At 68.4% G+C, this 8,094-nt stretch carries 5 protein-coding genes; 3 read left to right on the plus strand and 2 right to left on the minus strand.

All coding sequences use genetic code 11. The features are described 5' to 3' along the window. Both V6M56_RS11705 and V6M56_RS11710 read right to left on the minus strand, forming a co-directional pair. On the minus strand, nucleotides 1-816 hold an 816-nt coding region (locus tag V6M56_RS11705), incomplete at its 3' end, for an ABC transporter substrate-binding protein (protein WP_332683884.1). After that, nucleotides 816-2,699 carry an ABC transporter ATP-binding protein gene (locus V6M56_RS11710; RefSeq protein WP_332683886.1) on the minus strand — a complete coding sequence of 628 codons (1,884 nt, stop codon included), beginning with the start codon at nucleotides 2,697-2,699 and terminating at the stop codon, nucleotides 816-818. The genes V6M56_RS11705 and V6M56_RS11710, both read right to left, overlap by 1 nt. 437 nt (nucleotides 2,700-3,136) lie before the next feature. Between V6M56_RS11710 and V6M56_RS11715 the strand changes: the two genes are divergently transcribed. From V6M56_RS11715 to V6M56_RS11725, 3 genes are all read left to right on the plus strand, one after another. Continuing rightward, nucleotides 3,137-5,875, plus strand: coding sequence for an ABC transporter ATP-binding protein/permease (locus tag V6M56_RS11715; RefSeq protein ID WP_332683888.1), 2,739 nt, complete (start codon nucleotides 3,137-3,139; stop codon nucleotides 5,873-5,875). Further along, the gene (locus V6M56_RS11720) at nucleotides 5,872-6,321 is read left to right on the plus strand and encodes a cyclic nucleotide-binding domain-containing protein (protein WP_332683890.1); all 450 of its coding nucleotides are present in this window, start codon (nucleotides 5,872-5,874) and stop codon (nucleotides 6,319-6,321) included. Before V6M56_RS11715 ends, V6M56_RS11720 begins: the two co-directional genes overlap by 4 nt. Before the next feature lie 16 nt (nucleotides 6,322-6,337). Further along, on the plus strand, nucleotides 6,338-8,094 hold a 1,757-nt coding region (locus V6M56_RS11725), incomplete at its 3' end, for an adenylate/guanylate cyclase domain-containing protein (protein ID WP_332683891.1).

Here is an 8,094-nt window from a genome sequence, read left to right on the forward strand (position 1 = left end):
GCTGAACTGCTGGGCCGGGATCGCGGTGGTGTTCATCCACGGGTCGAGCGTCGGCAGGTCGGGGTTCTCCGGGCGGTACTGGCGCGAGAAGCGCTCATGCAGCGAGCCCCAGTCCTTGACGCGCACCTCGCGCACCATTTGCGCCAGCGCTTCCTTGTCGGCATAGCGCTCGTGGAACTTCCGCAGATAATGTGCCGGCATGGCGATGTAGAGCGGCTGCGCCCCGGCCAGCGCCGGCAGGAAGACCGGGTTCGGACGCGACCAGGAATAGCGCACGGTCAGCGCATCGACGACCTCGAATTTCGGCTTCTCGTCGGCGATGACCATGGCCTGCGGCGGCCCGCCCGGCGACAATCGCTTGTTGTTGGCGACATCGTCCCACCAATAGCGGAAATCCTCGGCGGTGAAGGGATGGCCGTCCGACCAGCGATGGCCGGGCCGCAGCCGCAGGGTGAAGATGCGGCCCTCGTCGACCTCGACCGCCTCGAGCAGGTCGGGCATCAGGTCGAGATTGTCGTCATAGACGACGAGCCTCGTATAGCCGTAGACCGTCATCATGCGGATATCGCGCTGGTCGCCCATCAGCATGCGCATGGTGCCGCCGTGCCGGCCGGGCTCGCGGCCCATCGCGGCGACATCGACGACCCGCGGCTTCTCCGGCAGGCGCTTTTCGACCGGCGGCAATTGCCCGGATGCGACCCTGGCGGCGAGGAGGGGGCTGTCGATGAAGGGCGTGGCGCCGGCGGAGGCGGCGAACGGCGCCGCCAGTGCGGCCAGCGCCGCGAGCAGCAGGAGGCCTGCGCGCCGCGTCGCCATCAGACGAGCTCCCGGAGGTCGGCGCCCTGCCGGGCGAGCACGAGATGGCCGGAGCCGAGATCGAGATGGGCGAGCGGGTCGCCGGCGCCATCCGGCTTGAAGCAGTTCGGCCAGTAGCGCATGTCGGAGGCACCGCCGGGCGCCACCAGCTTGAAGTCGAGCTTGCGGTCGAGATCGGCGAAGGGCACCGATTTCAGCAGCGCCTTGGTGTACGGGTGCACCGGAGCGGTGAACAGGGTCCGGCGCGGCGCGAGCTCGACGATACGGCCATTGGCCATCACGGCGATGCGGTCGGCCATGTAGTTCACCACGGCGAGATTGTGCGAGATGAACAGGAAGGTCAGGCCGCGCTCGGCCTGCAGGTCCTTGAGCAAATTGAGGACCTGGGCCTGGACCGAGACGTCGAGCGCCGAGACCGGCTCGTCGCAGATGATCAGGTCCGGATCGAGCGCGAGCGCCCGGGCGATGCCGATGCGCTGACGCTGCCCGCCGGAGAAGGAGTGCGGATAGCGGTTGAGGAAGCGCGGATCGAGCCCGACATCCTCCATCAGCGCCGTGACCCGCGCCTTCTGTTCGGCGCCGTCGCCGCGTTCGTGGATGGCGAGTGGCTCGCGCAGGATGCTCAGCACCGTCATCCGCGGCGAGAGCGAGGAGACCGGATCCTGGAAGATCATCTGGATCCGGGTGCGGAAGGCGCGCAGTTCCTCGCCCTTCAGCCCGAGCACATCGATGCTTTGACGGCCGTCGTCGTAGCGGATCTCGCCGGAATCCGGCGTGACCGCCCGCATGATCAGCTTGCTGACGGTGGTCTTGCCGCAGCCGCTCTCGCCGACGAGGCCGAGGCATTCGCCGCGCCTGATGTCGAAGCTGACATCGTCGACCGCGACGGTTGTCGATTTCGTGCCCTTGCCGAAGAAGCGGCTCGTGCCGGTGGTGTAGGTCTTGCGCAGATGGCGCACTGCCAGAAGCGGCGCCTCCTGCGCGCCGGCGCGCTGCGGTGGCGGCGCTTTCGCGGCGGCGGGAGCGCGCGGGCGGGCCTCGCGCAGCGCCACCAGCCGCTCGCCCTCCTGCATCTCGAAATGCGGCGAGGCGTTGAGCAGCGCCTTGAGATAGGGGTGCTGGGGCCGGCGGAAGATGTCCTCGGCGCTGCCGCTCTCCATGATCTCGCCATGGTAGATCACCGCGACCTCGTCGGCCATGTTGGCGACGACGCCGAGATCATGGGTGATGAGCAGGATCGCCATGCCCATCTCGGCCTGGAGGTCGCGCATCAGGTCGAGCACCTGGGCCTGGATGGTGACGTCGAGCGCGGTCGTCGGCTCGTCGGCGATCAGAAGGGTCGGCTCGCAGATCAGCGCCATGGCGAGCATGGCGCGCTGGCGCAGCCCGCCCGAGAGCTCGAACGGGTAGAAGCCATAGGCGCGTGACGGCTCCTTGAAGCCGACGCGCTTCAGCATCGCCTCGATCAAGTCCCGGGCCTGCGCCTTCGGCATCGGCCGGTGCAGCAGGAGGGCCTCCTCGATCTGGTTGCCGATGGTGTGCACCGGCGAGAGCGAGGACATCGGCTCCTGGAAGATCATGCCGATCTGGCCGCCGCGCAAGGCACGGATCTCCTTGCCCTCGGCGGGCAGGGCGGCGATGTCGATCGGCGCTTCCGGCGCCCGCGGGTCATGGAAGAGGATCTCGCCGCCGGTGATGGAGCCGGCCCGCGGCAGCAGGCCCATGATCGCCTGCGAGATCACCGACTTGCCCGAACCGGATTCGCCGACGAGCGCCACCGTCCGGCCGGCCGGGACCCGGAACGAAACGCCCTTCACGACGTCGCGAGCGAGGCCGTGGACGGTGAAGCCGATGCGCAGGTCCCTGATCTGCAGAATATCCATGAGCGGCGAACGCCGTGTCCCCTGTTTTTGTTGCCGACCGGCGAGCCGGCCGCTCAGCGGCCGAAAGCCCTGCCCTGCCGATGCGATCCGTCCGTTCCCGCCGCCGGCATTCGCTTCGTCACTCCTCGGGGCATTGGCCATTCTCCATGACGTCCACGCAACGGAGCCCGCGCCGAAACAGTCGCAGTCGACCGTCCAGCCCTCGGGGCCGGTGTCCCGACAGGACGGAACTTGAAATACCGGTTCTTGTCGAGTCCCGGCCGCCATGGCCGATCGGCTGACGCTGCTCGCCACCGGCTTGCAGGACGCAAGACCGCCGCCGGCCTCCGCGGCCAGGAGCGGGCGGGGCGCATTGCGCGCGGGCGAGAACTGCCCACATATGACCCCTGAGCCGGTGCAGGATTGCGGCTCCTGCGGCCTGAGGACGGAATCGCCCCTTGGAGAGAAGTCTCTTCCGTTACGTCTGGCAGAAGAGCCGTGCCGAGCAGATCGTCGTTCTGCTGATCATTCTCGTCTCGATTCCGTTCAACTGGCTCTCTTTCGACGTGCCCAAGCGCATCGTCAACGATGCGATCCAGGGCGGCGCCTTCAGGGACGGCAGGACGAGCACGACGGTGTTCGACTGGAGCCTGCACCTGCCCGATTTCCTCGGCGGCGGCAGCTTTCGCCTGTCCGACGGCTTCGAGGTCAGCCAGCTCGGCCTGCTGCTGACGCTGAGCTTCTATTTCCTCGCGCTGGTGCTGATCAACGGCGGCTTCAAATATGCCGTCAATGTGCGCAAGGGCATCCTCGGCGAGCGCATGCTCAGGCGCATGCGCTACGACCTCTTCGCCCAGCTGATGCGCTTCCGTCCCGAGGACATTCGCGCCGTCAAGCCGGCCGAGGTGGCGAGCATGATCAAGGACGAGGTCGAGCCGATCGGCAGCTTCGTCGGTGATGCCTTCATCCAGCCTGCCTTCCTGCTCAGCCAGGCCCTGACCGCGCTCGCCTTCATCATGATGCAGAGCGTCTGGCTCGGCTCGATCGCGCTCGCGATCGTCCTGCTGCAGGCCGTGGTCATCCCGATCCTGCGCCGGGAGCAGCTCCGCCTCGGGCGCGAGCGCCAGCTCGCCTCGCGCCAGCTCGCCGGGCGGATCGGCGAGATCGTCGATGCCGGCCCGACCATCCAGGGTCATGGCGCGACGGCCTATGTGCAGTCCGACATCGCCGGCCGGCTCGGCGCGCTGTTCGACATCCGCTACGCGCTCTACAAGCGCAAATTCGCGGTCAAGTTCCTCAACAACCTGCTGGCGCAGGTGACCCCGTTCTTCTTCTACGCCGTCGGCGGCTTCTTCGCGCTGCAGGGCCGGCTCGATATCGGCCAGCTCGTCGCCGTGATCGCGGCCTATCGCGACCTGCCGCCGCCGATCAAGGAGCTGATCGACTGGGACCAGCAGCGCAACGACGTCAACATCAAATACGAACAGGTGATCGCCCAGTTCAGCCCGCGCGAGACGCTCGAGCTCGAGGAGAAGGATGGCGTGACGCGCCTGCCGGGCGAAGGCGAGATCCAGCTCGACAAGGTCGAGATGTTCGACAATCGCGGCCAGCCCTTGCTGCTGCCGCTGTCCTTCTCGGTGCGGCGGCCGGGCTGCGTGGCGCTGATCGGACCCGCGGGCGGTGGGCGCGACACGCTGGCACGGATCATCGGCCGGCAGGCTACGAGCTATGGCGGGCGCGTGCTGATCGACGGGCGGCCGCTGAGCAGCTTCAGCGTCGAGAGCGCCAGCCATGTCGTCGGCTATGCCGGTCCCGAGATCGAGCTCATCAACGGCAGGCTGCGCGACAATGTGCTGCTGTCGCTGAAGCGCCGCCGCCCGACGATCAAGCCGGAGCGGTCGGTCGATCAGGCCGAGCACCGCCGCTTCATCGAGGCGCTGCGTTCCGGCAACACGCCGCTGCCCTTCTCGGCCGACTGGAGCGATTACGAGGGCGCCGGGGTGGATGGCCCCGAGGCGCTGGAAGCGCATGTCCTGGCCGTGCTCGAAATGCTTGGCTGCTCCGACGCGATCTACGAGCTCGGCCTCGATGCCAAGGTCATCGCGCCGCTGCCGGATGGCGCTGCCCAGCGCATCGTCGAGGCGCGCCAGGTGGTGGCGGCCGAACTCGCCCGGTCGAAGCTCGGCGGGCTGATCGAGACCTTCGATCCCGAGCGCTATAACGCCAATGCGACGATCGCGGAAAACCTGGTCTTCGGCGCGGTGCGCAATGGCCGCCGGCCGGCCGAGCTGCTGCTCGACGACCCTTATGCGCGCTCGGTGCTGCAGGCGGAATCGCTCGAGGAGCCGCTCGCCGAGATCGGCGGGCGCATCGTCGGCACGCTGGTCGAGATCTTTGCCGGCATGCCGCATGGCCATGCGCTGTTCGCGCGCTACAATTTCGGCGGCGATCTCGACCTCGAGAAGCTGAACGAGCTCGCCGAGGCGCTGCACAAGCACGACATGCGCGGGCCGCTCGACCCGGAGACGCAGCGCGAGACGATGGCGCTCGCGCTCGGCTATATCGAGCCCAAGCATCGCCTGAACCTGCTCGATGCCGCCCTGCAGCGCCGCATCCTGCGCGCCCGCCAGACCTTCAAGACCTATCTGCCCGGCGAAAGCGCCGAGGAAGTCGAGTTCTACGATCCCACGGATGTCATCCACGGCGCCAGCGTGCGCGACAACCTGTTCTTCGGCCGTCTCGGCTTCGGCATCGCCGATCCCGGGGAGAAGGTGGCCGAGATCGTGCGCACGGCCCTGTCCCGCGCCGGGCTGGATGGCGCAGCCTATCGTCTCGGGCTCGACACCGATGTCGGGCCGCGCGGCCGCCATCTGCCGCTGCGGTTGCGGCTGATGGTGCCGCTGGCACAGGCGCTGATCAAGCGGCCAGACATCCTGGTGCTCGATCTCGACGGATTCCTCGCCGTCGGCAGCGACCCGGCCGGGCTGGTGGCGCGGCTCATGGCGCATTGCCGGGACCAGACGCTGTTCCTGCTCTTGACCGACGATACCCTGGCGGCCGATATCCCCGAGAAGGTGGTCTTCCGCGGGCCGGCCGGCCGGCTTCCGGGCGAGGATGAGGCCGAAGCCGAAGCCGAGGAGGAGGACACGGCGCCGCCGCCGGGAGCCGGCGCCGAGCGGATCGAGGCGAGGACATGACGCTCGAGAGCGATATCGACCGCCTGAAATCGATCCCGCTGTTCCGGAGCCTGCCGGCATCGCGGCTCAAGCTGCTCGCGCTGATGGGGGAACGCCGCCATTTCCCGGCCGGCTCGGTGATCTCCGAGGACGGCCAGAAGCCGCAGGAGGTCTATTGCGTGCTGGAAGGCGAGATCGAGCTCTCGCATGCCCATGCCGACAGCCAGCAGCGCTCGTTCCGGCTGGCGACCGGCAGCATCATCGGCGACGTGCCGCTGCTCTGCAACGAAACCACGGTCGGCAGGATCAGCGCCAAGACCGACGTCTCGATGTTGCGGCTGCCGCGCGAACTCTTCTTCGAACTGCTCGACAGCATCCCCGAATTCTCCGTGGGGCTGTCGCGCGATCTCGCCTCGCGGCTGTACCGGCTCGCCGGTACCGTCCTGCGCGACGAGAAGGCGCAGTGACCGTGCGAGGGCACCGATGAGCTCGATCCCAACCTCGGGCCCATCCACGCCAGGCGGCCGGGCCGCCGCCTCGAACTTCGAGCAGGTCTCCTCCTGGAGCCGCGATGTCCGCTTCGCCTCGGGCTGCGTCCTGATGGTCTTCGCGACCACGCATTTCCTCAACCACGCGGTGGGGATCTTCGGGGTTTCGGCGATGGAGGCCGTGCAGCTCTGGCGCCATGGCTTCTGGGGAAGCAAGATCGGAACGGTCCTGCTCTATGGCGCCCTGATCATCCATCCGGTCTTCGCCCTGTGGCGGGTGGCGCAACGGCGGACCTTCCGCATGCCGCTGCGCGAGGTGCTGCAGATCGCGCTCGGGGTCGCGATCCCGCTGTTCCTGATCGACCATATCGTCGCGACCCGGATCCAGGACGCCCTGTTCGGGCAGGACGAGAGCTATCACGCCGTGCTGCGCCGGCTGTGGCCGGGCCTGGCGCTGTCGCAGAGCCTGATGCTGCTGCTGGTCTGGACGCATGGCGTGATCGGGCTGCATTTCACCTTCCGGACCCGAGACTCCTATGCGCACTGGCGCGACCCGTTCCTGCTCGCCGCCATCCTCGTGCCGCTGCTGGCGCTGATCGGCTTCGTCGTCGCGGGGCGCGAGGCGAAGATCATGGCGCTGCCGCCGGAGCTCTACACCACGCAGCAGGTCGATTCGTTCAATATGCACGTCACCTGGGCGAAACGGACCTTCTTCGGCCTGGTCGGCGGCTTCGTGCTCTTCATCGCCATCCGCGAGGTCAGGGCGCGGGCGCTCGGTGCGATCACGGTGCGCTTCGTCGGCCATGGCGTGCGCAAGGTCGTGCCCGGCTTCACCCTGCTCGAGATGTTCCGCCGCTTCGGCATCCCGCATGCGGCGCTCTGCGGCGGCCGGGCCCGTTGCGCGACCTGCCGCGTGCTGGTGCTGGACGGGGCGGACGACCTGCCGCCGCCGGGGCCGAACGAGGCAAGGCTGTTGCGCCGGATCTCGGCCGGAGATCGCGTCCGCCTCGCCTGCCAGATCCGGCCGAAACACGATCTGCAGGTCCAGATCCTGCTCGCCGCCAAGCAGCGCGGCGCCGGCCCGGCCGGGACGCTCGACCCGGATTCCGGCATCGCGAGGAAGGGGCTCACCGTGATGGTCGCGGATCTGCGCGCCTTCACCGCCCTGTCGCAGCGCCAGCTTCCGCATGAGCTGCTCAGCCTGCTCAACCGCTTCTACGACGAGATGTCGCAGGCGATCGCCGCCCATGGCGGCCGCATCGAGGCGATCTATGGCGACGGGCTGATGGCGGTCTTCGGCCTCGAGAGCACGCCCTCGCGGGCCGGCATGGCGGCGATCATCGCCGCCGGCGACATGGTGCGGGCCGTCGAGGCGCTCAACCGCGAATATGCCACTGCGCTGCCGCTGCCCCTGCGCATCGGCATCGGCATTCATGGCGGCCAGACGATCATCGGGGCCGTCGAGAACGAGAGCATGGGGCGGCGCGAGATCACGGTCGGCGAGACGGTGATGATCGCCAGCCAGCTCGAAGCGGCGACGCGCCGGCTTTTGTCCGACATCATCGTCTCGGCCGAGACGGTGGCGGCGACCGGGCGCAAATTCGCCGGCACGATCCCCTACAAGATCGCGATCAAGGGCCGCGACAAGCCGATGCAGGTTTACGGCTTCGGCGGCACGCCCGAAGTCGTCGTTGAGCCGGCGCTCGCCGAAACCTCGCCGGCGCGCAAGCCCGAGGCCGGCAAGCCCGAGGC

The sequence above is a fragment of the Allobosea sp. genome (genome assembly GCF_036675845.1).
GTDB lineage: Bacteria > Pseudomonadota > Alphaproteobacteria > Rhizobiales > Beijerinckiaceae > Allobosea.

What these genes read in the sequence shown, in the direction of transcription:
- V6M56_RS11710 (WP_332683886.1), bottom strand. Translation starts at nt 2,699, where the DNA reads ATGGATATTCTGCAGATCAGGGACCTGCGCATCGGCTTCACCGTCCAC.
- V6M56_RS11720 (WP_332683890.1), top strand. Translation starts at nt 5,872, where the DNA reads ATGACGCTCGAGAGCGATATCGACCGCCTGAAATCGATCCCGCTGTTC.